Consider the following 24854-nt stretch of genomic DNA (forward strand, 5'->3'; position numbering starts at 1 on the left):
CCACACCCCGCCGCCGCTTCATCCTCGCCGACACCCCCGGCCACGTGCAGTACACCCGCAACATGGTCACCGGCGCCTCCACCGCCGAGCTGACGGTGATCCTCGTGGACGCCCGCAACGGTGTCGTCGAGCAGACCCGCCGCCACGCCGCGATCGCCGCGCTCCTCCGGGTCCCGCACGTGGTCCTGGCCGTGAACAAGATGGACCTCGTCGCCTACGAGGAGCGGGTGTTCGCGAAGATCGCCGAGGAGTTCACGGCGTACGCCTCCGAGCTGGGCGTCCCCGAGATCACCGCCATCCCGATCTCGGCGCTGGCCGGTGACAACGTGGTGGAGCCGTCGGCGAACATGGACTGGTACGGCGGCCCGACGGTGCTGGAGCACCTGGAGACCGTGCCGGTCAGCCACGACCTGGCGCACTGCCACGCCCGGCTGCCCGTGCAGTTCGTGATCCGCCCGCAGACCGCCGAGCTCCCGGACTACCGGGGGTACGCGGGGCAGATCGCGGCCGGTTCGTTCCGGGTGGGCGACCCGGTGACGGTGCTCCCCTCCGGCCGTACGACCAAGGTCGCGGGCATCGACCTGCTGGGCAAGCCGGTCGACGTGGCGTGGACGCCGCAGTCGGTGACCCTCCTGCTTCAGGACGACATCGACATCTCGCGCGGTGATCTCATCGTGCCGAGCAAGGACGCTCCGGCGACCACCCAGGACATCGAGGCGACCGTCTGCCACGTGGCCGACGCCCCGCTGACCGTCGGCCACCGCGTGCTGCTCAAGCACGGCACCCGCACGGTCAAGGCGATCGTCAAGGACATCCCCTCCCGTCTCACGCTCGACGACCTGTCCCTGCACCCGCACCCGGGACACCTCGTCGCCAATGACATCGGCCGGGTGAAGATCCGCACCGCGGAGCCGCTGCCCGTCGACTCGTACGCCGACTCCCGGCGCACCGGCTCGTTCATCCTCATCGACCCGAACGACGGCACCACGCTCACCGCGGGCATGGTCGGCGAGTCATTCGCGGCCCCGGAGCCCGTCAAGGACGAGGCCGAGGACGACGGGTGGGACTTCTGACATGAACTCCACCGATTTCTACGCGACGTTCGCGAAGGAGGGCGGCCGTGTCGGCAGCGGCGCCCTCGGCAGCGGACAGGGCGGAGTCGCCCGATGTGTGCGATGACGTACGCGCACTGCCTGCGCGCCCCGTCCCCCCACCCGACGTCCCGGTTGAGACGAAGTCCCTTTTTCTGACCTCCCGGCCACGACCTGAACCACCGTGACCGCCGGGCCAACGAGAGGAACCCCTCCCGTGCCTGCCAACCGCTCAACGCTTCTCCGCCGCGGCATCGCCGCTGCCGCAGCTCTCCCCCTGCTGGCGCTCGCCGCCTGCGGTTACGGTTCCGAGTCGAAGGACAACACCAACACCGAGAAGGTCGCCGCCGGCGCCAAGAAGATCGACGGTCTCGACACCGTGAAGATCGGCTACTTCGGTAACCTGACCCACGCCACCGCGCTCGTGGGCAACCAGAAGGGCTTCTTCCAGAAGGAGCTCGGCGCCACCCAGGCCAAGTACGCCATCTTCAACGCCGGCCCCTCCGAGATCGAGGCCCTCAACTCGGGCTCCATCGACATCGGCTGGATCGGCCCGTCCCCGTCGATCAACGGCTACACGAAGTCCGACGGCAAGAGCCTGAAGATCATCGGCGGTTCGGCGTCGGGTGGCGTGAAGCTGGTCGTCAACCCGAAGAAGATCAAGTCCCTGAAGGACGTCAAGGGCAAGAAGATCGCGACGCCGCAGCTGGGCAACACGCAGGACGTGGCGTTCCTCAACTGGGCCGCCGACCAGGGCTGGAAGGTCGACCCGCAGAGCGGCAAGGGTGACGTCACCGTCGTCCGCACGGACAACAAGATCACCCCCGACGCCTACAAGTCCGGCTCCGTCGACGGCGCCTGGGTGCCGGAGCCGACCGCGTCCAAGCTGGTCGCCGAGGGCGGCAAGGTGCTGCTCGACGAGGCGTCGCTGTGGCCGGACAAGAAGTTCGTGATCACGAACATCATCGTGCGGCAGAGCTTCCTCAAGGAGCACCCGAAGGCCGTCGAGGCGGTCCTGAAGGCGTCGGTCGAGACCAACAAGTGGATCAACGCCAACCCCGACGAGGCGAAGGCCGCGGCGAACGCGCAGCTGGAGACGGACTCGGGCAAGGCGCTCCCGGCCAACGTCCTGGACCCGGCGTGGAAGTCGATCCAGATCACCAACGACCCGCTGGCCTCCACCCTCAACACCGAGGCGGAGCACGCGGTCAAGGCCGGTCTGCTGCAGAAGCCGGACCTGAAGGGCATCTACGACCTCACGCTCCTCAACAAGGTCCTCAAGGCCGAGGGCGAGAGCCCGGTCGACGCCGCCGGTCTCGGCACCAGCTGATCAGGACCCGACGAGTTCCCAGGAGGTGACGACCATGGCCACGACCACAACTCTCGTCAAGGCCGCCGAGACGGTCGAGCACGCGGCACGCCTTGAGCATGTCTCGAAGTCCTTCGCGACACCGGGCGGGCAGCAGCTCGTCCTGGACGACATCACCATCGATGTCGCACCGGGCGAGTTCGTCACCCTCCTGGGGGCCTCGGGCTGCGGCAAGTCCACGCTGCTGAACCTGGTGGCGGGGCTCGACCAGCCCACCGCGGGCTCCATCACGACGGACGGGCGCCCCGCCCTGATGTTCCAGGAGCACGCCCTGTTCCCGTGGCTGACCGCGGGCAAGAACATCGAACTCGCCCTGAAACTCAGGGGCGTTCCCAAGCCCGATCGGCGCGGCAAGGCCGAGGAGCTGCTGGAGCTGGTCCGGCTGAAGGGCGCGTACGGCAAGCGGGTCCACGAGCTGTCGGGCGGTATGCGGCAGCGGGTGGCGCTGGCCCGCGCACTGGCGCAGGAGAGCAACCTGCTGCTGATGGACGAGCCGTTCGCGGCGCTGGACGCCATCACGCGGGACGTGCTGCACGACGAGCTGACCCGTATCTGGGCGGAGACCGGTGTGTCCGTCCTGTTCGTCACGCACAACGTGCGCGAGGCGGTGCGGCTCGCCCAGCGGGTCATCCTGCTGTCGTCGCGCCCGGGCCGGATCGCGCGCGAGTGGACGGTGGACATCCCGCAGCCGCGCCGCATCGAGGACGCGCCCGTGGCCGAACTGTCCCTTGAGATCACCGATGTACTGCGTGGGGAGATCCGCCGTCATGGCCAGCACTGAGACGAAGCCGGGCCAGGACGCCGGGAGCATCGAGGCGGGCCTCGACGCGCTGGAGACCACGGCCACCGGCCGTCCCCCGTTCCGGCAGACCCTCGTCAACAAGATCCTGCCGCCGATCACCGCGATCGCGGTGGTCCTCGTGGCCTGGTTCGCGCTCTACCCGGTCGTCGACGACCCGACCAAGCTGCCCTCTCCGGGAGCCGTGGCAGCGGCGTTCCAGGACGCCTGGCTGAAGGGTGACCTGCTCGGCTACATCTGGACCAGCGTCTCGCGCGGTCTGCTGGGCTTCTTCTTCGCCCTGCTCATCGGCACCCCGCTGGGTCTGCTGGTGGCGCGGGTGAGGTTCGTGCGGGCGGCCATCGGGCCGATCCTGTCCGGTCTGCAGTCGCTGCCGTCGGTGGCGTGGGTGCCGCCGGCCGTGATCTGGCTGGGCCTGAACAACTCGATGATGTACGCGGTGATCCTGCTCGGCGCGGTCCCGTCCATCGCCAACGGTCTGGTCTCCGGTGTCGACCAGGTGCCGCCGCTGTTCCTGCGGGCGGGCCGCACGATGGGCGCGACGGGGATCAAGGGCGTCTGGCACATCACCCTGCCGGCCGCGCTGCCCGGTTATGTGGCGGGCCTCAAGCAGGGCTGGGCGTTCTCGTGGCGCTCGCTGATGGCCGCGGAGATCATCGCCTCGTTCCCCGACCTGGGCGTGGGCCTCGGCCAGCTGCTGGAGAACGCCCGCACCGCCAGCGACATGGCCATGGTGTTCGAGGCCATCCTGCTCATCCTGTTCGTCGGCATCGCCATCGACCTGCTGATCTTCAGCCCGCTGGAGCGGCGGGTCCTGCGCAGCCGCGGCCTCCTCGTGAAAAGCTGAACTCCCATGCGCAGCCCGGTACTTCTCGTCATCGCCCACGGCAGCCGCGATCCGCGGCACGCCGCGACCGTGCACGCCCTCGTGCGGCGCGTGCGCGCGATGCGACCCGGACTGCGCGTGGAGACCGGCTTCCTGGACTTCAACATCCCGTCGGTGCACGGGGTGCTGGAGTCCCTGGCGGCGGAGGGAGTGCGCGATGTGGTCGCCCTGCCGCTGCTGCTGACGCGCGCCTTCCACGCGAAGGCGGACATCCCCGCCGTTCTGCGGGAGGCTCCGGCGCAGCTCCGTATCCGCCAGGCGGAGGTGCTCGGTCCGTCGCCCCTGCTGCTGGCGGGGCTGGAACGCCGGCTGTACGAGGCGGGGCTGGCCCCCGCCGACAAGTCCTCGACCGGGGTCGTGCTGGCCTCGGCGGGGTCCACCGACCCGGAGGCGATCGCAGTGATCGCAGAAATCGCGCGGGAGTGGCGGCACACCGGTTGGTGCGCCGTGCGGCCTGCGTTCGCCTCCGCGTCCCTTCCCCGCACGGAGGACGCCGTGCGGGAGCTGCGGGCGCTGGGCTGCCGGCGGGTCGCTGTCGCTCCGTACGTCCTGGCCCCGGGCTTCCTGCCGGACCGCATCGCGCGGGGCGCGGCGGAGGCGGACGTCCTGGCGGATGTGCTGGGGCCCTCGCCGGAGGTGGCGCGGGTGCTGCTGGAGCGGTACGAGGCGGCGCGTACCCCGCTGCCGGCCGCTGTGGGGGCCTGAGCGCTCCGCTGGAAACACGGTGATGAACTCCCAGGCCGGTGGGAGGGGCTGAACCGCGCCCCTCATGGGCCGTCCGCTCAGCCGAAGGCCAGACCTCCCGTGCGGGTGCGCTTGAGCTCGAAGAAGTCGGGGTGCGTGGCCAGGGTCCGGAAAGCGTCGAAGATTTCGGCCGCCCGCGCACCCCGCGGGATCGCCCGCAGCACGGGCCCGAACCACACCGTTCCGTCCACGTGAAGCGTGGGCGTCCCCACATAGCCGCCCGAGTCCGGCTCGACACCGGCGTCGTGGCTGCGGCGTACGGCCTCGTCGTACGACGGATCGTGCGCGGCCGCCGCGAGATCGCCCGGCAGCCCGGCTTCGTCCAGCGACTCGGCTGTCACGGCGTCGAAGTCCTCGGCCTCACGTTCATGGATCCGGGTGCCGAAGGCCGTGTACAGGTCGCGCAGGACCTTCTCACCGTGCCGTTCGGCGGCGGCCACGGCGACCCGCACCGGGCCGATCGACTTGTCCACCAACTCCCGGTACCAGTCCGGGAGTTCGTTCCCCAGGTTGTGCAGGTACAGGCTCATCGCACGGAATCGCAGGTCGAGTGGGCGTTCACGCTCGACCTCCAGAAGCCAGCGGGAGGTGATCCAGGCGAAGGGGCAGGCGGGGTCGAACCAGAAGTCGACGCGGATGGGTGCTGCGTTGCTCATGGCGCCGACGCTAGGCGCCCGATGGGCCACGGTCCCGACCCAATCCGATCACTTTTCAGTGGTCCACTTGGGCACCCTGCCGTGGGTCCCGTCCACTCGCCGCCAGGGCCCGCTCGAACACGGGCGCGTCGTCCGGCACCGGCACCGGGTCGGCGAAGCCGTCGTACTGGCGGTACAGCTCGGCGTGGGTCTCGACCACGTCCAGGATCAGGCGGGCCGCGCCGTCGGAGAGGTGGATCTCCTGGCCCGTGGCGGTGGCGACGTCCCAGCCGTGGACCGCCATCTCCTTCACCACCATCTGGGCGATGTCGGCGGCGGGCACAGTGGCCATCCCGAGGTCGATCTCGCCCTCCCACACGGCCGGGTCGTCCCAGGCGGCGACGGCGCGGTCGAGCTGGTCGGCGTACGCCCGGGCCCAGTCGGGTTCGGCGGTGAAGTCGTGCGAGGTCAGCTCCTCGGGGAGCGGCTTGCGCCGGGCGCGGTGCTCCAGGCCGTGCGAGGTGTAGAGGACCCAGTGGTTGACCAGGGCGCGGACGTCCCAGCCGGGGCAGTGCGTGGGTGCCGTCAGGTGCGCCGCCGTGACGCCCCGGGCCACGCGGGCGGCCTCGGCGGCGCACTCGGCCATGTACGGGTGCACGTTCTTGTACGGGTTGTTCCCCTGCGCATCACTCATGTGCTCCACGCTAGGGAACCGCGCCGTCAGTCCTCTTGAACAAACGCGACAGCCTCGTCGGCGAGACGGACGAGCTCCGCGACCGGCATCGAGCCCGCCTCCCGGCGCTCGCGCGCGAACGTGTTCGCCAGTCGCTGCAACAGGTCGTTCAGCGGCGTCGGTACGCCGTGCAGGCGCCCCAGCAGCGCGATCTCGCCGTTGAGGTAGTCCGCCTCGATGGTTCCGGTGCCGCGGATCAGGGACTGCCAGGAGGAGCCGCCGCCGCGCGGTGAGCCGTCGAGCGGCACCAGGGTGATCTTGTCCCCGCGGACCTCCCGCTGCTCCTGCGCGCCCGTGTACGCGATCCCGGCCGCGTCGAGCACGGCCGCGCCCTCGGCCCGCACCCGCTCCAGCAGCGCGACGGCCTCCTCGCCCTCGGCGGGCCGGGCGACGGCCTCCAGCGCGTTGCCGAGGTTGGCCAGCAGCTTGGCGTACTGCCAGCGCGTCACGTCGGGCACGACCGGTGCCTCGAAGTGCGACTTCTCCAGGTCGGCGGCGATCAGCCGGGCGGTCTCGTCCGTGCCGTGCGGGAAACGGCCGAGGTGCAGGATGCCGGTGAGCGGAGTGCCCGCGGCGGAGACGACGCCCGGTTCGACGTGGGTCGCCGGCAGCCACACGCACATCCCGTACACCCGCCGGAAGCGGCGAAGGGCGAGGCGCTGGCTCTCCACGCCGTTCTGCGCGCACACCAGCGGCAGCCGCTCGGCGGCGGTGCCCCCGCCCGCCACCGGCGCGGGGCCCCACACCTCCAGCGCGGCCTCGCTGTCCTGGGTCTTCACGGCGAGGACGAGCACGTCGTCCGCCCGTAGTTCGCCGAGCGCGTCCGGTCCGTCGACGGTGGGCAGGTGGTGGGTGAACTCGCCGTCCGGCACCCTGAGCCGCAGCCCGCCGTCCCGCAGCGCCGCGTACTGCGAGCCGCGCGCGACCAGGACGACCTCGTGTCCGGAGCCCGCGAGCCGCCCGCCGACGGCGCCGCCGACGGCCCCCGCTCCGATGATGATGTAGCGCATGGGACGAGCCTCGCACAGCCGGTTGACCTTGTCCCAGGGGGAGGGTCGAGCGTGCCGGGCATGGACTTCTACCTGAGGCAGACGCCGTTCAGTGACCCGGGGCCCCTCGACGGGCTGTCCGGCGACCTCGCTCAACTGGCCGCCGTGGCACGGAACCTGATCATCCATCGGGGAGAGGGCGAGCGGTTCGGCTACGCCGTCCCTCGGGACCGGGAGCACCAGGACGCCGAGTCCCGCTACATGACCGAGCTGCTGCGCATCGTGCGCGAGCGGGCCGACCGGCAGCTCACCGACCGCCGTGAGCCCGGTGAGCGGTTCGTCGGCACCTGCCGGGACTTCGCGCTGCTGCTGTGTGCGCTGCTGCGGGCCACGGGCACCCCGGCGCGCATCCGGTGCGGCTTCGCCACGTACTTCGACGAGGGCCTGCACGAGGATCACTGGGTCACCGAGTACCGCCTGCCGGACGGGAACTGGCGCCTGGTCGACCCTCAGCTCGTCGATGTGTACGACGTGCCCTTCGACCCGCTGGACGTCCCCCGCGACCGCTTCCTGGTCGCCGGGGACGCCTGGCGGATGTGCCGGGAGGGGCGGGCCGATCCCCGGACGTTCGGGGTGAGCTGGATCGACGGCCTGCGGGGGCTGTGGTACGTCCGCGGCAATCTCCTGCGGGACCTGGCCGCGCTCAACGGGGTCGAGGTGCTCCCCTGGGACGAGTGGGGCGTGGACGCGCTGCCCGAGAGCGACTCGGTGCTCACCGGGGAGGACCTCGCCCTGGCCGACGCCGTCGCCGCCGCCGGCTGCGAGGAGGAGTGGCGGCGGCTGTACGCCGACCCGCGGCTCAGGGCTCCGGACGAGGTCCGTTCCTACACCCTGGACGGGGTACGCACCATTCAGCTGGCCGGCGGCAGCAGCGTCCCCAGGGGCCCCAGGTCGAGGTTGAGGTCCTCCAGCCTCAGGTCGTAGCGCGCGCAGAGTTCACCCATGCGGTCGTGCAGGAGCATCAGCGTCAGGCCGACGCGCTCCTCCTGGTCCTCCGTCAGGTCGCCCTGGTCGACGCGGTGGAGTGCCTGGCGCTCCATGAGCTGGCGGAGGAGTTCGACGACGGTCAGGACGAGTTTGACCAGGTCGCGCTCGACAGTGTCGGGGTCGGCCGACAGACGCTGGGCCGGGAGGGCCTGGGTGGACGGTGGCGGGGGCATGGGGGCCTCACAACAGTCGGGCGGCCACGGGGGCGATGACCGCGCGGAGGTCGATGCGGACGAGGTCGACGTCGGCGATGGACAGGACGAGGTCTCCGGTGAGGACGACTCCGCCCTGGAGGAGCCGGTCGAGGAGGTCGATGAGGGCGACCGGGCGGTCGGCGTGCGGGGTGGATGCGTACGGGGTGGCGGCCTGTGGGGTGGCGGTCAGGGAACTCACGCGACGGGCTCCGAGGGAAGGGCGAAGGAGTACGGCGCCCAGGGGCCGGTCACGTCCACGTGGGCGCCGGGGAACTCCTCGGCCGCCGCGAGGACGCGGGTGCGGAAGTCGTCGACGTGGTCCTCGGGGACCAGGTAGGCGTCGTTGCTGACGTTCGGGCCGGGTGCCGGGCCGGCGAGGTCGCCGCTCTGGGGGCGGTGGACGACGCGGTCGACGGCCAGGGCCCCGGCCGTCTCGGAGATGTGGGCGGCGGCCTGGGTGGCCGCCTGCCACGCGTCCTCGGCCGTGCGCTTGTGCCGACGGCGTCCGGCCAGGTAGGCGCGGCCCGCGCCGAGGCGCTTGCCCTGGGCCGCCTCCTGCTCGGGTGGCGCGTTGTCGGGAGCGGCGTAGATCTTGACGCCGAGTTCGACGTGGCCCGTGACGCGGTCCAGCAGGGGCAGGAAGTCGTCCCGGCGGGCGTCCAGGGCCTGCCGGACGCGGTCCTCGTCGCGGTAGACGGTGACCAGGCGCAGCGGCAGCACGGCGATGCCGCGCCCGGTGAGCGGGGCGACCACGGCGTGGTGGGCCCGGGCCGTGGCCTCCAGCCAGCTGAGGTCCTCCAGGTTGGTCTTGAGGGGCGCCTCGTCGAAGTCCGCGGCCGGAACGGGGCCCACGGCCGCGGCGAGCACCGGGGTGCCGTCGTCCGTGCTGTCGCTTGTGCCGTCCGCGAAGTCCAGCAGGTGTATGGGCTCGCCCGCTACCCCCCGCAGGTCCGCGACCGCGCGGGCGGCCTCCGGGGTGCGGCGCAGCACGGCGTAGGCGTAGACGATGTCCGTGTCAGCGGACTTCTCCGCGTCGGGGTCAGGGTGCGTGCGCGGGTCCGTCCGTGTGTCTGTGTCTGTGTCTGTGTCTGTGTCTGTGTCTGTGTCAGTGTCAGTGTCAGTCATGGGGCAGGCTCCTGTCGGCGGCCCGCAGCGCGGCGATCTCGGCGCGCAGGCGTTCGTTCTCCTCGGCGAGGGAGAGGGACTCGTCCGGCTTGTTCGCGAGGGAGCGGTCCGGGGCGGTGGCCCGGGACGAGAGGGAGGGGTCGTGTTCCCACCAGTCGATGCCCATCTCCTTCGCCTTGTCGACGGAGGCCACCAGCAGCCGCAGCTTGATGGTGAGCAGCTCGATGTCGAGCAGGTTGATCCGGATGTCGCCCGCGATCACCACGCCCTTGTCGAGGACCCGTTCGAGGATGTCGGCGAGGGAGGGCGCCTGGCCGCCGGGCGGTTCGTAGGGGGAGGGAAGGCGGGCTGCTCCGGTGAGTCCGCCTGTTACCGGTTGTGTCATGGTCGTGGGGCTCGTCTCCGCGCGGTGATCTCGTCGAGCTGGTTGAGCAGTTCGTCCTCACGGCGGTCGTACTCGTCCTCGCCGATGCGGCCCTCCAGCAGGTCGCGCTCCAGCTCGGTGAGGGCCCGTCGGACGGGGGCAGGGTCGTAGTACTGCTCTTCGGCGGCGTACTGCAGCTGCTCGGCGGCCCAGAGGGTGGCGCGCACCGGTGCGAGGGGGAGGGTGAGGATGCCGGTCAGCAGGCCCATGGGTCAGGCGGCGAAGCTGTAGGGGGGCAGGGGCCCGCGCAGCCGGAAGTCGTAGGCCTCTCCGTAGTCCTGGGCCAGGCGCTGTCCGGCCTCGGTGAACTCGTGGGCGCGGGCGCGTTCGACGAGGAACGAGACGTTGAGGAAGTCGTCCTGCGCCGGGGCGGCGATGACGCTGGCGCGGGCCAGGCCGGACAGCTGCCCGACGACCTGGTCGGCCAGCAGCCGCTGCCGGGCCTCGACCTGCCGGGCCACCAGCTCCCCGAGGGCGACACGGTCCTCGTAGGTGCCGTTGCCGTCGCGGGTGAGCTCGTTGAGGCGGCGGGCGTCGTCGGACTCGGTGAGCACCTCATGCAGCAGGTCGTCCTGGGAGCGTGCGGCCTTGAGGTTGAACTCGGTGGTGCCGTGCAGCTCGACGAGCCTGCGGGCGTACCCCTCGCCCTGCTGCTCCAGGGCCGTCCTGAGGGCCGTGTCGTCGGGGGCGAGCAGGCCGAACCTCATCGGCAGGACCGCGCCGTCGGCCATCAGCCGTTCCTGCACGGCCTGGTGGGCGGCGAGGTCACGGCGCTTGGGACGCAGGTCCGGGGGCGCGGGGCTGACGACGACGGCGAGTCCGCTGTGGACCAGCGCGGTGGGGGTGCCACCCGCGGCGCCCACGGCCCGCAGGCCGTCGAGTCGCAGGGGGTGGTCGGAGCCGGTGATGGCGTAGACGTAGAGGGGGGCTGTCGGCTCCGTCCCCTCCGGGGAACCCGGGGCGTCGGTGGTCGGGGCGTCGGTGGCCGGGGCGTCGGTGGCCGGGGCGTCGGTGGCCGGGGCGTCGGTGGTCGGGGCGTCGCTCACCGCTCGTCGTCCTTGTCGCGGTCGAAGACGTCGCCGATCGCGTCGATGGCGCCGCCGATCACGCCGCTGGTCTTGCCCCTGGCACCGCTTTCGACCATGTCGCCGACGAGGTCGGTGAGCCGGGCGGGGGCCTTGCGGCCGGCCTCCAGGTCGAGGCGGTTGCAGGCCTCGGCGAAGCGGAGGTAGGTGTCCACGCTCGCGATGACGATCCGTACGTCGATCTTGAGGATCTCGATGCCGACGAGGGAGACCCGGACGAACACGTCGATGACGAGCCCTCGGTCCAGGATGAGTTCGAGGATGTCGAAGAGGCCGGCGGTCCCCGAACCGCTCGAGGTGACGGCGGGTTGTACCCCGCCTGTCTGCGTCATCACGGTCACGGTCCGGGTCCTCTCGCAGCGCTTCGTTCTCGGACTGGCACAGGGCGCCGTGGTTGCCCTGGTGGTGCCGTACGCGGTTTCGGTACGGCACCGGCCACGGGAGGGGCGCCGTGCCACTGTGAGGTACGGGAGGGGCAGCGATCCGTGTCAGACCACAGGGCAACGTTTACGTGAAGGAAATGTGAAGGCCTATCGGGTGCGGTCGAGTTGGCCGCGGGCGTAGCGGCGCACCCTTTCGTAGCCGAGGAGTTGGCCCTGGAGGTCCAGGGTGACGCGGTAGGTCGCCATGACCGTCATGGTGTCCGGGACCCGTTCCAGCTCGACGACCTCCACGTCGGCCGTCCAGCCGTCCTGCGCCGGCCGGAGGGCGGAGACGGAATCGGGCGTGGTGCCGAGCAGCTCGGCGAGCTGGGCCGCCGCGCCGCGCATCGCCTGCGCGGCACTCACACGGCCGGAAGGCGCCGTCGGTTGCCCAGCCGGCTCCGGCTGGGCTGCCGCCTTCCCTGTCGGCTGTCCTACCGGCTGTCCTACCGGCTGTCCTGCCGAATGCGGGTTGCCGTCAGGGGAGTTGGCAGTCCCCGGGATGCGGGGGTCAGTGCTTGTCATGGTCCTACCGTGCCAAGCCGGCCGTCGGCGTGGGAAGCGAATCGGCCAACGGCCCGCACCACGAGCCACGGCCGACGTCAGCCCTGCGCGGTCATCTCCACGAGCTTGACGACCGTGTTCCAGTTGCGGCTGGTCGCCGTCAGGCCCTTGAGCAGTCGCGGCTTCGACAGGGTCTCGGCCAGCTTGGAGCGGCCGAGACCCTCGGGCGCGTAGAGGTAGAGGGCGCGGTCGCCGAGGCGGAACTCCTCGGGGAGGAAGGCCTGTTGGTCGATCGAGGCGAAGCGGTCCGCGTCGACCGGGGTCGAGAAGTACGTCACGTGGAGCTGCTTGGGCTGCAGGTCGGCGGCCGGGAAGGGGCACGCGTCCCGTACGGCCTTCAGATAGGTGTGGTCGCGCACCAGGACGTCGACGGTGAACCCGAAGTGCTTCTCCAGGGCCTGCGTGAGGTCCGCCGCGAGGGTGTCCTCGTCGCCGGCGTCCGTGGTGAAGACGGCGTTGCCGCTCTGCAGGTAGGTGGCCACACCGGTGTGACCGAGACCCGTCAGAAGGGTGCGCAGGTCGGCCATCGGAACCTTCTTGCTGCCGCCCACGTTGATGCCGCGCAGCAGTGCCGCGTACGTCGTCGTCATCCGCACACCTTAAGGCCGCGGGCCCGCCCGGCCGCCGAGCCAACGCCTTCGTGCGACGGCCTCCGGATCGCCGGTCCCTGAGTCACCACCCTGACAACTCGAAGTAGGTGTAGGGGCCCACGGTCCTCCCGGATGGGGAGGCGGCGGGGTCCGGAGGGATGAGTGGCCGGGTCGCGGGGTCACCGGACAGCAGGAAGAGATGCTCTTATCCGCCCCATACCTTCGAATCGAAAGGTGACGGCAGGGGGCCGTCACCGGGGACGAGGGGGCTGGCCCGTCATGGGGAACGGAGAGACACGGGTGCGGGGGATCGCCGCCCGGGCAGGCGGCTGGAGCGCCCGGCATCGCTGGGCGGCCGTGGGTGTGTGGGTGCTGTTCGTCGTGCTGACGATGGGGATCGGCTCGGCGGTGGGCCAGGTCGACGTCAAGGGCAGCGACGAGCTCAAGGGGGAGACGAGCACGGCCGCCCACATCATCGAGGACGCGGGGATCGAGGAGCCGGCCGGTGAGACCGTCCTGATCCAGGCGAAGGGCGGCGGGATCAAGGCGACGGACGCGGCGTTCCGGGCCGCCGTCGACGACGTCGTGAAGGCCGTCGAGGGCACCGGCCGCGTCACGGACGTGACCTCCCCGTACGACACCCGCACCATCTCCAAGGACGGCCGCAGCGCGCTCGTGCAGTTCGACATGCGCGGCGAGGCGGAGACGGCGGGTGAGCGCGTCGCGCCCGTACTGAAGGCCGTCGAGGGCGTCCAGGGCGACCACGAGCGGCTGCGGATCGAGGAGATCGGCAGCGCCAGCATGAAGAAGACGTTCGACGACGCCTTCGGGAACGACTTCCAGCAGGCCGAGTACTCCGCGGTGCCCGTGGCCCTCGGGATTCTGCTGATCGCGTTCGGCGCTGTGGTCGCGGCGCTGCTGCCGGTGGCGCTGGCGCTCACCGCGATCATGGCGACGATGGGGCTGATGGCCATCGTCAGCCACTGGATGCCGATGGGCGATGTCGCGAACTCCGTGATGCTGCTGGTGGGTCTGGCCGTCGGCGTCGACTACTGCCTGTTCTACGTGCGGCGCGAGCGCGAGGAGCGGGCCGCCGGACGGGACCCGCAGACCGCTCTGCGGGTGGCCGCCGCGACCAGTGGCCGCGCCATCATCGTCTCCGGCGTCACGGTGTGCGTGGCGATGGCGGGCATGCTGTTCACCGGGCTCGCCGACTTCCAGGCGATGGGCCTGGCCTCGCTGATGGTCGTCGCGGTCGCGATGGTGGGGTCGGTGACCGTGCTGCCCGCGCTGCTGTCGATGCTGGGCGAGCGGGTGGAGAAGGGCCGCATCCCGTTCCTGCACCCGGACAAGCGGCGGAAGAGGGGCGGCGCGGGCAAGGCGGCCACGGAGGGGAGCCGCTTCTGGACGGGCGTCCTGCGCGTCGTCCTCGCCAAGCCGGCCGTCTCGCTGGTGGTCGCCGCCGGAGCGCTGCTCGCGATCGCGGCGCCCGCGCTGGGCATGAAGACGCAGAACCTCACGCTGGACCAGGAGTTCGGCGACTCGCTGCCGATCGTGCAGACGTACAACCGCGTCAACGAGGCCTTCCCCGGCGGCTCCGGACCGGCCGAGGTGGTCGTCAGGGCCAAGGACATCAACGCCTCCGACGTGCGGTCCGCGATCGCCGACTTCCGTGAGCGTGCGGTGAGTTCGGGCGCCTCGCGCGGACCGGTCGAGGTCAAGGTGCACGACGCGCAGGACCTCGCCCTGGTGTACGTGCCGCTGGTGGGCGGCTCGGACCTGGACAAGGCGGGCGCGAGTCTGGAGAAGCTGCGGGACGAGGTACGGCCCGCCACGCTCGGCGAGGTCGACGGTGTCCAGGCGCCGATCACCGGCGACGTCGCGAGCTCGAAGGACTTCAACGACCAGCTCGGCGGGGCCGTCGTCCCGGTCTTCGCGTTCGTCGTGGTCTTCGCGTTCCTCCTGATGCTGCTGTCGTTCCGCTCGCTGACGATCGCCGTCACGTCGATCGTGCTGAACCTGCTGTCGGTCGGCGCCGCGTACGGCATCCTCGTCGCCGTCTTCCAGCACGGCTGGGGCGCCTCACTGGTGGGGGCGGAGGGCGTCGGCGCCATCATCACCTGGCTTCCGCTGTTCCTGTTCGTGATCCTGTTCGGCCTGTCGATGGACTACCACGTGTTCGTGGTCTCGCGGATCCGTGAGGCGCGCCTGAAGGGCCGTTCGACGAAGGACGCGATCCAGCACGGTGTGGTCACCACGGCCGGGGTCGTCACCAGTGCCGCGGTCATCATGGTCGCCGTGTTCGCGATCTTCGGAACGCTGTCCATGCAGTCCATGAAGCAGATGGGCGTGGGCCTCGCGGCCGCGGTCCTCATCGACGCGACGATCATCCGGGGCGTGCTGCTCCCGGCCGTGATGGCCCTGCTCGGTGAGCGCAACTGGTACCTGCCGAAGTGGCTGAACCGGCTGCCGGACCTCACACACGACGAGTCCCCGGAGCCCGTGTCCCCGCCTCCGCCGCCGGCGGTGAAGGGCCGGAAGGTCGGCGTCTGACCGTCCGCCGCCGAGGACCTGGACGTCCGTACGTGGCCGGGGCGCACCACGCGCCCCGGCCACTGCCGTATGTCCTGGGGCCGGCCCCAGGGCCCTAGGCAGCCCTGGTCACCTCGTCGCGGGTGAAGGAGTCGATGGTGCGGGTGAAGTCACGGGTGGAGAGCAACAGCTTGTAGACGAGGGCGAGTTCGAAGACCAGCAACAGACCGCCGGAGACGATCGCCGCCCCGGCCACCGCGTCGAGCAGGGGGCCGACGATGAAGACGCCCATCTGGAACTCGATGCCGCTGATCAGATGGGCGCGGACGCGGTGGCGCAGCAGGAAGGACCGTACGCGCAGGTACGTGGGGAAGCGCCGGCGGAACTCCTGGTGCAGATCGATGACCTGGGGCTGCTTCTGCGGACCGTTCGCCACTTCTTGCGAACCCGCGTCCTCCGAACCCGCACCTTCCGAACCCGCGCCGACCGCCTTGCGCAGATCCTGCTCGATGTCGGCCTCGGGATTCTTGCGCAACAGGTCTTCCATGAAGGCGAGTTCGCGGTCGTCTTCCGCGTGGCGGGCCTCCCGCAGCCGGGCCTTGATCTGCTTGCGCATGGAGTGGCGGATCTTGAACGTCTCCAGGGAGTTGATGTAGCGGAGCGCGTCCAGGCCGATGACGGCGGCGGCCAGCCAGATGTAGAGCTCGTCATCGGTGCGCTGGTACTGGCCGGCCATCAACGCCACGGCGCACACGGCCACCCTGATGCGGTCGAAGACGAAGTCCAGCCAGGCGCCGAACAGGGAGCCCTGTCCCGTGAGCCGGGCGACCTTGCCGTCCATGCAGTCCAGGACGAAGCTCAGGTGGTAGACGACGGCGCCGCCGACCAGCCAGCGCCAGTCGCCGACCGCGAAGCAGGCGGCCGAGGCCAGACCCAGCAGGAAGGCGCCCCAGGTCAGCTGGTTGGGCGTGATCCTCGTGTACTTCGCGGTGAGCCTCACCAACGGTGTGGCGACAGGGTCGACGAGCAGCACGGTCCACCACGCGTCACGCTTCTTCTGGGTGATACGGCGTACCTCGGCGAGGTCGGGTATGTCTCGGCGCATGCGTCAGCTTCCTGGCGTTCGGTGAGAGTTCACGCCCAGCTTGGGAACCGTTCACCAAAGGAACAAGAAGCGGTCGGTGCAACCTTTCACAGGGGGTAACGGTCGAACCATGCAACCGAGTCCATGGCCGCGCCCCGTAAGGGGCGCGGGGCTGTGAACCCTACGGCGCGCTCTTCCGGCTCACCGCCGTGCGAGTTCCGTCTCGATCAGGTTCGCCGCTCGCTTCGTACCCCCCTCCCCCGCCATCCGCTCCCGGATGTCCGCCAGCCGCCGGGCCACCTCGGGGTCGCCCACGAGGGACAGCACGGTCTCACGCAGCGTGTCCGCCGTGGCCTCCTCCATCGGCACGTGCCGGGCGACCCCCAGCGACTGGAGCATGTCCGCGTTGCCGAACTGGTCGACGGCCTGCGGTACGGCGACCATCGGCGTCCCCGTGGCGAGCCCCTCCTGGCTGCCGCCCGCGCCCGCGTGCGTGATGAACGCGTCGGCCTGCCGCAGGACCGCCAACTGCGGTACCCAGTGCCGCACTTCGACGTTCCCCGGGACCGGGCCGAGCTCGGCCGCGCCCACGTGCTTGCCCACTTGAAGCACCATGTGCCAGCCGGGCAGGTCACCGAAGGCCTTCACGCACTCGCGGTAGAAGTCGGGCTGCTTGGTGAAGGCCGAGCCGAGGGAGACGAGGAGGACCTTCTCCGCTCCGGCCGGCCGCCGCCAGTCGCCCTCCGCCGTACGGTCCCCCTGACAGGCGCCGACGAAGCTGTACACGGTCTCGTCGACCCGGTCGGCGTTCGGCTGGAGAGCCTTCGGGATCAGGACGATCGATCGGGCGGGACGGCCGCCGAAGTGGTCGGGGTGCTCCGTGATCCCGTTCTCCTCCAGCCACGCATGGAAGCGGGCGTAGTAGGCCCGGCCGCGCTCGGTCTTCCTCGGTTCGGCCCACAGCGGTTCGAGGGCCTCCTCCTCGTAGCCCTCCCAGGCGACCAGGTTCGGCGAGAGCGAGACCGCCCTGACCCCCCAGCGGTGGGCGAGGACGCGGGCAGGGTAGGACGCGATGTCATGCAGGACGAGGTCCGGCTCGTCACCCTCGTACGTCTTGATCAGCTGGGGCAGGGCCTGGATGGCGTCGTTCAGGAACGGCTCCACGTTGTCCAGGAGTGTGCTGCCCCACGCCGAGGGGTCGTCGTCGGGGGACGGCAGCGTCGAGTGCCACAGCACGGGCTCGGCACCCGTCGCGGCGACCTTCTCCGCGAAGACCGGCGGGATCGCGTACGTCACCCGGTGGCCGCGCGCGACGAGTTCGCGGATCACTTCGAGGCTGGGGTTCACGTGGCCGTGGGCGGCGATGGAGAACATGGCGATGTGGGAGGTCATGATCCGAACCGTATGCGAGACGAGACGTCTCGTGCAATGCGATTACTCACCGGCCCTCGCCCAGGGCCGGTCACCGTCCCTCAGCGCTGATAGCGCGCCAGCACCAGGTTGCCGTCATCGACGAGCCGTTCCCGCAGCTCGTCCAAGCCGATCGCCCCGCTGTAGTACTCCTGGAGGGCGGGGGTCGCGACCTTGTCCTTCCACTCCGGGTAGCCGCGCACGGACTGGGCGGGCGCCGAGCGGAGATGGGCGGCGAGGGCCGTCCCGGTGGCCCAGTCGTACTTCCGCGTGCGCAGCGCCGGATCCTTCAGCGCCTTGGTGCCCGTGGGCAGCATCCAGTCGCCGAGCGCGAGACGGACCATGTTCCCGGGCCGGAGCAGGAAGTCGACGAACGCGGCGGCCTGACGCTGGTGCGGGCTGTCCTCGGCGATCGAGAGCGTCTGCGGGCTGACGCCCTGGGCGAGCCCGTCGGCACCGGCCGGGGCGGGCAGCACCTGCCAGTCGAAGCCCTTGGGCGCCTGCTGCACGATCTGCTGGCGGTAGGAGAACCCGAGCGGGACCATCGCGTACCGGCCGCCGAAGAAGCCGGGCAGCGTGTCGGAGCCGCCCATGCCGAGCGTGCTGCCCGCCGCGCTGCGGTCGGTGTTCACCTGGTCGTGCACGGTCCGCGGGACGACCGCGTCGGCGTCGTCGAAGCGGATCTCCACCTTGCCGTCGGCGTCCCGCTGGAACATCCGGCCGCCGGAGGAGAGGGAGAGGTTCAAGGTGGCCGAGACGGGCTCCTTGAGCGGCCAGGCGACGCCGTACTTCCCGTCGCCGCTCAACTCCTCGGTCACGGCGCGGAACTCGTCCCAGGTCCACGGCTCCTCGGGAGTCGGGACGCGTACGCCCGCGTCCTTCAGCCAGGTGGCGTTGGCGACGAGCACGCGCGGCTCCTGGAGGAACGGCACGCCGTAGACGCCGTCGCCGAACGTCGTCGTCTCCCAGGTCCGCCGCGGGATGTCGGCCTTCAGCCGCTCGGGCAGCAGGTCGGTCAGGTCGGCGAGGTAGCCGCCGTACGCGAAGTCGGCCAGGTCGTCGGAGGCGTCGTGGATGACGTCGGGTGCCTCACCGCCCTCGAAGGAGGTGAGCAGCTGGTCGTGGACACCGTCCCAGCTGCCCTGGACGTACTCGACCTGGATGTCCGGGTGGGTGGCGTTCCACTCCTTCACCAGTTCCTTGTTGGCCTCCACGGACTCCTGCTGCCAGGCGAGGGACTGGAAGCGGAGGGTGATCCGGCCGTCGTCCCGTGTGCCGCCCGACGAGCAGCCCGCGAGGAGCAGCAGGAGGACCACGGTCAGCAGGCGTGCGGTCGGCAGACGGGTGGTCGGCAGGCGTGTGCGCATCAGCTCTTCACCGCCCCGGCGAGCATGCCGCCCGTGATCCGCTTCTGGATGACCGCGAAGATCAGCAGGGAGGGCAGGGTCGCGAGGAGGGCCGCGGCAGCGAGCGGTCCGAGGTCCGCGGTGCCCTCGGCGCCGATGAAGTGGGTGAGGACGACAGGGAGGGTCTGTTTCTCCGGGCTCTTGAGCAGCACGAGCGCGAAGAAGAACTCGTTCCAGGCGGTGATGAAGGCGAACAGGGCCGTAGCCACGATGCCCGGCGCGAGCAGCGGCGCCATGACCGACACCAGCGTCCGCAGCCGCCCGGCGCCGTCGACCGCCGCCGCCTCCTCCAGTTCGGGCGGCACGGCCCGTACGTACCCGACGAGCATCCACAGCGCGAACGGCAGCGCCCACACGACGTACACCATGACCAGTCCCGGGACGGAGTTGATCAGCCGGAGGTTCTTCAGCACCAGGAACAGCGGGATGATCACCAGCACGAACGGGAACGCCTGGCTGACCACCACCCAGCCGGTGGCCGCCCGCGAGAGCGGGCCCCGGTGCCGGGCCATGACGTACGCCATCGGCGTCGCGATCAGCACCGCGACGACCGCCGCCCCGACCGCCGCGACCAGGGAGTTCAGCAGGGCGTCCAGCAGTGGTTGCTCGTCGAAGGCCTGCCGGAAGTTGGCGAGGGTGGGGTCCTTCGGGATCCAGGTGGGGTGCAGGCTGCCCAGTTCGCGCGGCGGCTTGAAGGCGGTGGAGACCAGCCAGAGGAACGGGAAGGCGAGGAACAGCAGATAGGCGAGCAGGGCGGCGTACTGGCCCGCACGCGCGGCCCTCCGGGTCCTCAACGCTCCTCACCTTCCCTCAGCCGGCCGACGAGACGCACCGCGAGGACCACCGAGATCACCGCCACCATCACGCATCCCATCGCCGCCGCGTACCCGAACTGCCCGTAGCGGAAGGCCTCTTCGTATGCGAACAGCATCGGCAGCCGGGTGCGGCCACCGGGTCCGCCGTTCGTGAGCACGTACACGAGGGCGAACGAATTGAAGTTCCAAATAAAATTCAGCGCGGTGATGGCGAGCGCCACCGGCTTGAGCGCGGGCCAGGTGACCGTGCGGAAGCGGCGCCAGGCTCCGGCGCCGTCCATGGCCGCCGCCTCGTGGAGTTCGCGCGGGGTGTTCTGCAGTCCGGCGAGCAGGGCGACCGTGGTCTGGGGCATGCCCGCCCAGACGCCGACCACGATCACCGCGGGCAGGGCGGTGGCCAGTCCGCTCAGCCAGTCGCGGCCGTCGCCGAGACCCAGGTCGCGGAGGGTCTCGTTGAGGATGCCCGCGTCCGGGTTGTAGACGAGCCGCCACATGACGCCGACGACCACCTCGGGCATCGCCCACGGGACGATCGCGAGGGCCCGTGCCGGCCAGCGCATCCGGAGGTCCTGGTTCAGCAGCAGGGCGAGCCCGAGCGCCAGCAGGAACTGCGGCACGGTCACGCCCACCGCCCACAGCAGGCCGATGCGGAACGACTCCCAGAACAGCGTGTCGTGGAGCAGGTCCTGGAAGTTGAGCGTCCCGATCCACCGCGTGGGCTCGGTCCTCCCGGACTGGGCGTCGGTGAACGCCAGCGCGATCCCGTACAGCAGGGGTCCGACGCTGAGCACCAGGATGGGCAGCAGCGCGGGCAGGACGAGGAACCAGGCGCCGCGGTCGAGGGCGCGACCGTCCCGGCCCGGGCGGCGCACGCCCTTCGTCGGGCGGGGTCGCGGTGGTCGCCTCGGCTCGGTCGCCAATGCCACGGAATCGGCTCCTCTGGGCGGCTGGGGACGACACACCCCCAGGGGGGTCTGGCCGACCGGGCGGCCTCCGTCATGGTGCTGAGGGAGGGTCAGGTCGTCAAGGGACCGCGCAGACGTTCCGACCTGTGCGAATGCGACACTGGCCGGGGGATGGCGCAAACACGACGGCCCGAACGCCCGCGACAGGCGCCGCGCGAGCCGCGTACGGACGGACGCGGCGGGCGGCACGGGCACGCCGGACATGACGAGCACGACGCGCACCACGGACGCGACGGACACGACGGAGGCGACGGATGGACGAGGCACGGGCGCGGGCGGTACTCGCCGAGGCGGGGCTGGGGCAGGACCCGGAGCTGCTCGCGCTGGGTGAGAACGCGGTGTTCGCCACCGGTGACCTGGTGGTCAAGGTGGGCCGCGACGCCGAACTCCTCGACCGCGCGCGCCGTGAACTGGACGTCGCGCTCTGGCTCGCCGAGGCGGGCGTCCCCGCCGTGCGCGCCGCCGAGCCCGAGCCGCTGTCGGTGGAGGGTCATCCGGTGACGCTGTGGCAGCGGCTGCCCGACGCCGTACGCCCCGCCGAGCCGCGTGATCTGGCCGAACTGCTGCGGTTGGTGCACGCGCTGCCCGGGGCGCCCTTCGCCCTTCCCCGCCGCGAACTGCTGGGCGGCGTGGAGCGCTGGCTGCGTCTCGCGGGCGACGCGATCGACCCGGCGGACGCCGACTACCTGCGCGCGCGCCGCGACGGCTTCGCCGCGTCCGCCGCCGCGCTCGCCCCCCACCTGCCGTCCGGTCCGATCCACGGCGACGCCCTCCCCCGCAACGTCCACGTGGGCCCCGACGGTCCCGTCCTGGTCGACCTGGAGACCTTCTCCGCCGATCTGCGCGAGCACGACCTGGTCGTCATGGCCCTCTCCCGCGACCGCTACGGGCTCGGGGCCGAGGCGTACGACTCGTTCACGGCTGCCTACGGCTGGGACGTGCGCGAGTGGGAGGGCTGTTCGGTGCTGCGGGGTGCCAGGGAGACGGCGAGCTGTGCGTGGGTGGCACAGCACGCGCCGAGCAACCCCAAGGCGCTGGCCGAGTTCGAGCGGCGGGTCGCGTCGCTCAGGGACGGGGACGAGACGGTGCGGTGGTATCCGTTCTGAGCCGGCGCTCCTCTCAGTGGTGACACCCGTCAGGGCGTCGCGGTGTCCCCGTCGCGGATCGTCGCGGCAGCGCGGCGCAGTTCCGTGAGGACCGTGCGGACGGCCCTGCGCGCGGTGCGTTCCGGGCGGTGCAGGGCGTCGATGTGACGTCGGGCCCGCACACCGCTCAGTGGTCTGAGGACGAGCGCCGGGTGCGGGCGCATGGTCCAGCGCGGCATGAGGGCGAGGCCGCCCCCGGCGGCCACGGCCTCGCAGGCCACCGCGAACTCGTTGATGCGGTGGGCGAGGCGGAGCCGCCGTCCGGCCGCGGTGGCGACGGCCTCCAGGGTGGCCAGGATCGGGAAACCGTCGTGCGCCGCGATCCAGGGCTCGTCGGCCACGTCCCGCGGGGTCAGCCGCCGCTTCGCGGCCAGCGGGTGGTCGGCGGGCATCGCCACGTCGAGCGGCTCGAGCAGCAACGTGGTCGCGGTCACCGTGGGCGGCCACGGCGGGGCGTGGTCGAGGCGGTGCGCCAGCACCAGGTCGTACGCGCGGGTGAGCAGGGGGAAGTCGTCCTGCGCCACGTCCGCGTCGGCGAGCGCGACCCGCGGCCCGTCCGGTCCGGCGAGGCCGCGCAGGAGCAGCGGGAAGAAGGCGGCGCCCGCGCTGTGGAAGGCGGCCACCGAGACCTCACCGTCCGGTCGGTCCACGAACTCGTCGACCGTGTGCCGGGCCCGCGCCAGCGCGCTCTCCACCTCGATGGCCGCGCCCGCCAGGGCCTGTCCGGCGTCGGTGAGCACCAGCCGCCGCCCGTCCCGCTCGGTGAGCGGCACGGGGATCGAGCGCTGCAGCAACCGCAGTTGCTGGGAGATCGCCGACGGCGTCACGAGCAGCGCCTCGGCGACCGCGGTGACACTGCCGAGTTCGCCCAGCTCCCGCAGGATCCGCAACTGTCGTTCGTCCACCGTCCCAGTGTAGGAAAGTGTAGGGACGCTAAAGGATCGTTTTAGAAGTTGGTACTGGGCTTCAGGGACACCGGCGATGCACCGTGGGCGCATGCCCGATGCCCGCCGTACCGACGCGGTACTCCTCCTGGTCGCGCTCGTCTGGGGTTCCAGTTACCTCTCCGCCCAGACGGCCACCGCCGCCCTGCCCGTGCTGCTCGTCCTGTTCGCGCGATACGCGCTGTCCGCGCTCGCCTGTGCCGGTCTGGTATCCGTCCGCCGTGGGCCACTGTGGACCCGTGACGAGCTCCGGGCCGGTGTCCCGCTCGGCATCACCCAGGCCGCCGTCCTGCTCGTCGAGACGTACGGCGTCGCCCACACGAGCGCGGCCAACGCCGGGCTGATCATCAGCCTGACCATCGTCCTCACCCCGCTCCTGGACCGCTCGGGCCACCCCGGCGGTCTGCCTCCCCGGTTCTTCCTGGCCGCCGGGGTGTGTGTGGTGGCCGTCGGGCTCCTCATGACCGGCAACGGCTTTCACGCGCCCCGCAGCGGTGACCTGCTGATGCTCGGCGCCGCGGTGGTGCGGGCGGCGCACGTGGCGCTCGTCGGGCGGCTGACGATGCGCCGGGGGGTCCGGCCACTGCACCTGACGACGGTGCAGACCGTCGTCGGCACGGCGCTGTTCCTGCCGCTCGCCGCCCGCGACCTGCCGGCTCTGGCGCGCGCCGACTCGGCCCTCTGGCTCCAGTTGCTCTACCTCGCCCTGTTCTGCAGCGTGTTCGCCTTCCTCGCGCAGACCTGGGCGGTGCAGCGCACCTCCGCCAGCCGCGCCAGCCTGCTCCTGGGCACGGAACCGATCTGGGCCGCCGCCCTGGGTGTCGCCCTCGGCGGCGAGCGCTTCACCCTCCTCACCGGGCTGGGCGCGGCCCTGATGGTCACCGGCACCTACTGGGGCCAGGCCGTCGAACGCCGGGCACGCGCCGCGGCGTCTCGCGCCGCGTCCCCTCGCGCCTCCGCCCCGACCCACCTCACCGAACAGGAACAGGAACCGGAACAGGAACCCGTGTGCCCGAACACCACACGTACCAGCGCCTAGACGGCCGGCTCGTCCGCCAGTTCACGCAGCGGCCAGGACGCGTCCACCACCGCGTCCGCGTCGCCCTTGCGGCGCAGGAAGTTCTGGAAGTCCGCCGCCCAGGCCGCGTACCACTCGATCTGGCGGCGGTGCAGCTCCGCCGGGCCGAGGGCGGCGACCTTGGGGTGGCGCTCGGCTATGGCGCGGGCGAGCCGGGCCGCGGCGAGGGCGTCGGCCGTGGCGTCGTGGGCGGAGGTCAGCGCGACCCCGTACTCCGTGCAGACCGCTTCGAGGTTCCGCTTGCCGCGGCGGTAGCGGTCCACGGAGCGGTCGATCGTGTACGGGTCGATGACGGGCGCGGGGTCGACGCCATCGAGGCGCTCGCGCAGCGACGGCAGGCCGTGGCGGCGGAGCTCGGCGGAGAGCAGGGTGAGGTCGAAGGCCGCGTTGTACGCGACGACCGGCACTCCCGTCCTCCAGTACGTGACGAGGACGTCCGCGACCGCGTCGGCGACCTGGTCGGCGGGCCTGCCCTCGGCCGCCGCGCGCTCGTTGCTGATGCCGTGCACCGCGACCGCGTCGGCGGGGATCTCCACGCCCGGGTCGGCGAGCCACTCCCTGCGGCCGAGCTCACTGCCGTCCCTGAGTTCGACGACCGCCGCCGTGACGATGCGCGCCTCGCGCGGGTCCGTGCCGGTCGTCTCCAGGTCGAAGCCGATCAGCAGCTCCCGGTGCCAAGCCATCGTGGCCCCCCTTCTCAGTGGTGCTTTCCCCCAGTGGCCTCCACCATCCCATGGGCCACTGACAATCCGAGGACCGCATTCCGCTTGTGGGCATG

26 protein-coding genes and 2 pseudogenes are annotated in these 24854 nt (G+C 71.4%); 9 read left to right on the forward strand and 19 right to left on the reverse strand.

Features of this window, described 5'->3' with window-relative positions; genetic code table 11:
* The 5 genes from AB0959_RS44125 to AB0959_RS44145 all read left to right on the forward strand — a co-directional run.
* Positions 1 to 1073 (forward strand): GTP-binding protein (locus AB0959_RS44125; RefSeq protein ID WP_366832522.1); only part of this gene is annotated, 1073 nt, incomplete at its 5' end.
* A 235-nt stretch (positions 1074 to 1308) separates the two neighbouring features.
* Complete coding sequence (locus AB0959_RS44130) at positions 1309 to 2421, forward strand: aliphatic sulfonate ABC transporter substrate-binding protein (protein WP_366832523.1); 1113 nt, start codon at positions 1309 to 1311, stop codon at positions 2419 to 2421.
* Positions 2422 to 2455: 34 nt separating this feature from the next.
* Positions 2456 to 3241: an ABC transporter ATP-binding protein gene (locus AB0959_RS44135; RefSeq protein ID WP_366832524.1), complete on the forward strand. Its 786-nt coding sequence runs from the start codon at positions 2456 to 2458 to the stop codon at positions 3239 to 3241.
* Positions 3228 to 4106, forward strand: a complete 879-nt coding sequence (locus AB0959_RS44140; protein WP_366832525.1) for an ABC transporter permease — start codon at positions 3228 to 3230, stop codon at positions 4104 to 4106. Before AB0959_RS44135 ends, AB0959_RS44140 begins: the two co-directional genes overlap by 14 nt.
* 6 nt (positions 4107 to 4112) lie before the next feature.
* Positions 4113 to 4850, forward strand: a complete 738-nt coding sequence (locus tag AB0959_RS44145) for a sirohydrochlorin chelatase (RefSeq protein WP_366832526.1) — start codon at positions 4113 to 4115, stop codon at positions 4848 to 4850.
* 77 nt (positions 4851 to 4927) lie between these two features.
* Here the strand turns inward: AB0959_RS44145 and AB0959_RS44150 are convergent, their stop codons facing one another.
* Genes AB0959_RS44150 through AB0959_RS44160 form a run of 3 tightly spaced genes read right to left on the reverse strand, consistent with a single transcriptional unit; the run spans position 4928 to position 7267 of the window.
* On the reverse strand, positions 4928 to 5545 hold the full coding sequence (locus AB0959_RS44150) for a DsbA family protein (protein ID WP_366832527.1): 618 nt from the start codon (positions 5543 to 5545) through the stop codon (positions 4928 to 4930).
* 55 nt (positions 5546 to 5600) lie between these two features.
* Complete coding sequence (locus AB0959_RS44155) at positions 5601 to 6218, reverse strand: TIGR03086 family metal-binding protein (RefSeq protein ID WP_366832528.1); 618 nt, start codon at positions 6216 to 6218, stop codon at positions 5601 to 5603.
* Positions 6219 to 6244: 26 nt separating this feature from the next.
* The gene (locus AB0959_RS44160; protein WP_366832529.1) at positions 6245 to 7267 is read right to left on the reverse strand and encodes a 2-dehydropantoate 2-reductase N-terminal domain-containing protein; all 1023 of its coding nucleotides are present in this window, start codon (positions 7265 to 7267) and stop codon (positions 6245 to 6247) included.
* Positions 7268 to 7327: 60 nt separating this feature from the next.
* Here AB0959_RS44160 and AB0959_RS44165 point away from each other — a divergent pair, with 60 nt between their 5' ends.
* Complete coding sequence (locus AB0959_RS44165) at positions 7328 to 8230, forward strand: transglutaminase domain-containing protein (protein ID WP_366832530.1); 903 nt, start codon at positions 7328 to 7330, stop codon at positions 8228 to 8230.
* Here the strand turns inward: AB0959_RS44165 and AB0959_RS44170 are convergent.
* From AB0959_RS44170 to AB0959_RS44210, 9 genes and pseudogenes are all read right to left on the reverse strand, one after another.
* Positions 8158 to 8436 (reverse strand): annotated as a pseudogene (locus AB0959_RS44170) (gas vesicle protein K); the annotation flags it as partial. The gene AB0959_RS44165 and the pseudogene AB0959_RS44170 overlap by 73 nt on opposite strands.
* Positions 8437 to 8473: 37 nt before the next feature.
* On the reverse strand, positions 8474 to 8686 hold the full coding sequence (locus tag AB0959_RS44175) for a gas vesicle protein (RefSeq protein WP_366832531.1): 213 nt from the start codon (positions 8684 to 8686) through the stop codon (positions 8474 to 8476).
* Entirely contained in the window at positions 8683 to 9612 is a 930-nt protein-coding gene (locus tag AB0959_RS44180; RefSeq protein WP_366832532.1) for a GvpL/GvpF family gas vesicle protein, read from the reverse strand. Before AB0959_RS44180 ends, AB0959_RS44175 begins: the two co-directional genes overlap by 4 nt.
* Positions 9605 to 9997, reverse strand: a complete 393-nt coding sequence (locus AB0959_RS44185; protein ID WP_366832533.1) for a gas vesicle protein — start codon at positions 9995 to 9997, stop codon at positions 9605 to 9607. The genes AB0959_RS44180 and AB0959_RS44185 overlap by 8 nt, the downstream gene beginning before the upstream one ends.
* Complete coding sequence (locus tag AB0959_RS44190) at positions 9994 to 10245, reverse strand: gas vesicle protein GvpG (RefSeq protein ID WP_366832534.1); 252 nt, start codon at positions 10243 to 10245, stop codon at positions 9994 to 9996. Before AB0959_RS44190 ends, AB0959_RS44185 begins: the two co-directional genes overlap by 4 nt.
* Before the next feature lie 3 nt (positions 10246 to 10248).
* A complete protein-coding gene (locus tag AB0959_RS44195) occupies positions 10249 to 11082 on the reverse strand; it encodes a GvpL/GvpF family gas vesicle protein (RefSeq protein ID WP_366832535.1) in 834 nt (277 codons plus the stop codon).
* Complete coding sequence (gene gvpJ, locus AB0959_RS44200) at positions 11079 to 11453, reverse strand: gas vesicle protein GvpJ (protein ID WP_366832536.1); 375 nt, start codon at positions 11451 to 11453, stop codon at positions 11079 to 11081. The genes AB0959_RS44195 and gvpJ overlap by 4 nt, the downstream gene beginning before the upstream one ends.
* Before the next feature lie 198 nt (positions 11454 to 11651).
* Positions 11652 to 11909: a gas vesicle protein gene (locus tag AB0959_RS44205; RefSeq protein WP_366832537.1), complete on the reverse strand. Its 258-nt coding sequence runs from the start codon at positions 11907 to 11909 to the stop codon at positions 11652 to 11654.
* 236 nt (positions 11910 to 12145) lie between these two features.
* Positions 12146 to 12697, reverse strand: a complete 552-nt coding sequence (locus AB0959_RS44210) for a DUF1697 domain-containing protein (protein ID WP_366832538.1) — start codon at positions 12695 to 12697, stop codon at positions 12146 to 12148.
* Positions 12698 to 12976: 279 nt separating this feature from the next.
* Here AB0959_RS44210 and AB0959_RS44215 point away from each other — a divergent pair, with 279 nt between their 5' ends.
* Positions 12977 to 15250 carry an MMPL family transporter gene (locus AB0959_RS44215; protein WP_366832539.1) on the forward strand — a complete coding sequence of 758 codons (2274 nt, stop codon included), beginning with the start codon at positions 12977 to 12979 and terminating at the stop codon, positions 15248 to 15250.
* Between the two features lie 94 nt (positions 15251 to 15344).
* Here the strand turns inward: AB0959_RS44215 and AB0959_RS44220 are convergent, their stop codons facing one another.
* The 5 genes and pseudogenes from AB0959_RS44220 to AB0959_RS44240 form a co-directional block, all read right to left on the reverse strand.
* Entirely contained in the window at positions 15345 to 16334 is a 990-nt protein-coding gene (locus tag AB0959_RS44220) for a CDP-alcohol phosphatidyltransferase family protein (protein WP_366832540.1), read from the reverse strand.
* Positions 16335 to 16514: 180 nt separating this feature from the next.
* Positions 16515 to 17748 (reverse strand): annotated as a pseudogene (mgt, locus tag AB0959_RS44225) (macrolide-inactivating glycosyltransferase).
* A gap of 37 nt (positions 17749 to 17785) precedes the next feature.
* Positions 17786 to 19090, reverse strand: coding sequence for a sugar ABC transporter substrate-binding protein (locus AB0959_RS44230; RefSeq protein WP_366832541.1), 1305 nt, complete (start codon positions 19088 to 19090; stop codon positions 17786 to 17788).
* Positions 19090 to 19923, reverse strand: a complete 834-nt coding sequence (locus tag AB0959_RS44235; protein WP_366832542.1) for a carbohydrate ABC transporter permease — start codon at positions 19921 to 19923, stop codon at positions 19090 to 19092. The genes AB0959_RS44230 and AB0959_RS44235 overlap by 1 nt, the downstream gene beginning before the upstream one ends.
* On the reverse strand, positions 19920 to 20816 hold the full coding sequence (locus tag AB0959_RS44240; RefSeq protein ID WP_366832578.1) for a sugar ABC transporter permease: 897 nt from the start codon (positions 20814 to 20816) through the stop codon (positions 19920 to 19922). The genes AB0959_RS44235 and AB0959_RS44240 overlap by 4 nt, the downstream gene beginning before the upstream one ends.
* A gap of 347 nt (positions 20817 to 21163) precedes the next feature.
* Here AB0959_RS44240 and AB0959_RS44245 point away from each other — a divergent pair, with 347 nt between their 5' ends.
* On the forward strand, positions 21164 to 22015 hold the full coding sequence (locus tag AB0959_RS44245) for an aminoglycoside phosphotransferase family protein (RefSeq protein WP_366832543.1): 852 nt from the start codon (positions 21164 to 21166) through the stop codon (positions 22013 to 22015).
* Between the two features lie 29 nt (positions 22016 to 22044).
* Here AB0959_RS44245 and AB0959_RS44250 read toward each other — a convergent pair whose 3' ends face one another.
* Complete coding sequence (locus tag AB0959_RS44250) at positions 22045 to 22959, reverse strand: LysR family transcriptional regulator (RefSeq protein ID WP_366832544.1); 915 nt, start codon at positions 22957 to 22959, stop codon at positions 22045 to 22047.
* Positions 22960 to 23050: 91 nt separating this feature from the next.
* Between AB0959_RS44250 and AB0959_RS44255 the strand changes: the two genes are divergently transcribed.
* Positions 23051 to 24037: a DMT family transporter gene (locus tag AB0959_RS44255; RefSeq protein WP_366832545.1), complete on the forward strand. Its 987-nt coding sequence runs from the start codon at positions 23051 to 23053 to the stop codon at positions 24035 to 24037.
* On the opposite strand, the gene AB0959_RS44260 is transcribed toward AB0959_RS44255, so the two are convergent.
* Positions 24034 to 24759, reverse strand: coding sequence for a 3'-5' exonuclease (locus AB0959_RS44260; protein ID WP_366832546.1), 726 nt, complete (start codon positions 24757 to 24759; stop codon positions 24034 to 24036). The two genes, AB0959_RS44255 and AB0959_RS44260, sit on opposite strands and share 4 nt — an antisense overlap.
* Positions 24760 to 24854 lie beyond the last annotated feature (95 nt).

This window comes from Streptomyces sp. NPDC046862 (genome assembly GCF_040704615.1).
Taxonomy (GTDB): Bacteria; Actinomycetota; Actinomycetes; order Streptomycetales; family Streptomycetaceae; genus Streptomyces.